At 65.6% G+C, this 1,828-nt stretch carries 2 protein-coding genes; both read right to left on the minus strand.

All coding sequences use genetic code 11. The features are described from left to right. A partial coding sequence (locus tag ACLEJW_RS23155; protein WP_440778320.1) for a condensation domain-containing protein occupies positions 1 to 1,614 on the minus strand: 1,614 nt, incomplete at its 3' end. Then, on the minus strand, positions 1,607 to 1,828 hold a 222-nt coding region (locus ACLEJW_RS23160; RefSeq protein WP_440778321.1), incomplete at its 5' end, for a phosphopantetheine-binding protein. The genes ACLEJW_RS23155 and ACLEJW_RS23160, both read right to left, overlap by 8 nt.

A 1,828-nucleotide genomic window follows, 5' to 3' on the forward strand; every position in this document is an offset into this window, starting at 1 on the left:
GTAGCTCAGGGTGCGCTCGGCGAAGGTCAGTGCCGGTGCCTGCGGCTGGCGACTGGCTTGCTGTTCGAACACCTGGTGCACGTACGGCGTGCCGGGGTAAGCGCGCTGGGTGGCATTCCAGCCAGTGATCGCCAGCGCTCGCTGGTCATCATCGAGCATCGGCAGATCGCCCATGCGCTGTGCCGGCGCCTCGACGATCGCGCGCAACAGGTTCTGCCAGTGTGCCGCCATGCGCTGGATACGCGGTGCATCGAACAGATCGGTCGAGTAGATCAGCGAAGCGCTCAAGCCCTGGGGATGCTCAACGCAGTCCAGGCTCAGGTCGAACTGTGCACTGGGCATGGCCCATTGCACCTGCGCCACCTCCAGCCCCGGCAGCTTCACGCCATCACTGATCGCTCCCTCGCTCACTTGGTAGTTGAACAGCACCTGGAACAGCGGGCTGTGGCTCAAGCTGCGCTCGGGCTGCAGCGCCTCGACCAGCTGTTCGAACGGCAAGTCCTGATGAGCCTGGGCCTGCAGCGCCGCCTGGCGCACCTGCTTGAGCAGGTCGAGGAAACTGGCCTGGTCATCGACATCCGCGCGCAGCACCTGGGTGTTGACGAAAAAGCCGAGCAGGCGCTCGGTCTCGGCACGGTTGCGGTTGGCCGAAGGCACCCCAACGCGGATGTCAGCCTGGCCGCTGTAGCGATGCAACAGCAACTGGAACGAGGCCAGCAGAAGCATGAACGGGGTGCAGCCTTGAGCTTGGGCCAGTTGCCGAACCTCCTGCAACAGCGCCGGCGGCAGCTCGAGCAGATGCCGCGAGCCTTGGCTGCTGCGCCGCGCCGGGCGTGGGCGGTCGAACGGCAGCTCCAGCGGGCCTTGCTCACCGGCCAGGCGCTGCGTCCAGTAGTTCAGCTGACGCTCGCGCTCGCCTGCCGCCAGCCATTGGCGCTGCCAGCCGGCGTAGTCGACGTACTGGATCGGCAAGCTGGGCAGCTGTGCCGCGACGCCTTGGCAATGGGCTCGATACAAGGTGATCAGCTCATCGACCATCAACTGCATGGACCAGCCGTCCGAGACGATATGGTGCTGGGTCAGGACCAGTACCCGATCACCTTCGCCCACCTGCAGCAACGCCACTCGCAACAGCGGACCTGTCTCCAGGTCGAACGGGCGCATGGCCTCGGCCTCGATGGCGGCCAGCAGCGCCGGCTCGTCGGTCTGGGCCAGGTCACGGGTGTCGATGTCCAGTGCACCGAGCGGGTCGATGCACTGGCGCGGCTGCCCGTCGCCATCGAGCAAAAAACGCGTGCGCAAGGTCTGGTGGCGCGCCGCCAGGTCGGTAAATGCCTGGCCCAAGGCGTCGAGGTCCAACACCCCGCGCAGGCGCAGCACCGTCACCATGTTGTAGGCGGCGCCCTGCGGGTCGAGTTGCCAGAGCACCCACTGACGCTGCTGGGCGTGGGAAAGGCGCAGGGTCTCGCCGTCAGCCAGGGGCACGATGGGCAGGCGGCCCACATCGACACCCTTGTCCAGCAGGCGTTTGAACAGGGCCACGCGCTTGTCATGGTTCAGCCCGCTGATCCGCTGGACCAGCTCATTGCCCTGTTGGGTCCCTTGCTTAAGCATCAAATGCCTCCAGTTCGTCCAAGGCGTCAAAAATGGCGTCGTAATCGTGTTCGGCCGGGCTTGCGTTGCGTGTCACCAAGGCGGCCAAGGCGCCGAGGTCGTCGGCGAGGTAGGCGTCCTGGATCGGCACTTCGACGCAGAGCTCGGTCTTGATTCGGGATACCAGGCGCACCACCAGCAGCGAGTGCCCGCCCAGTTCGAAGAAATTGTCGTT

Source organism: Pseudomonas sp. SMSB3 (assembly GCF_052041965.1).
In the GTDB taxonomy this organism is placed as follows: Bacteria; Pseudomonadota; Gammaproteobacteria; order Pseudomonadales; family Pseudomonadaceae; genus Aquipseudomonas.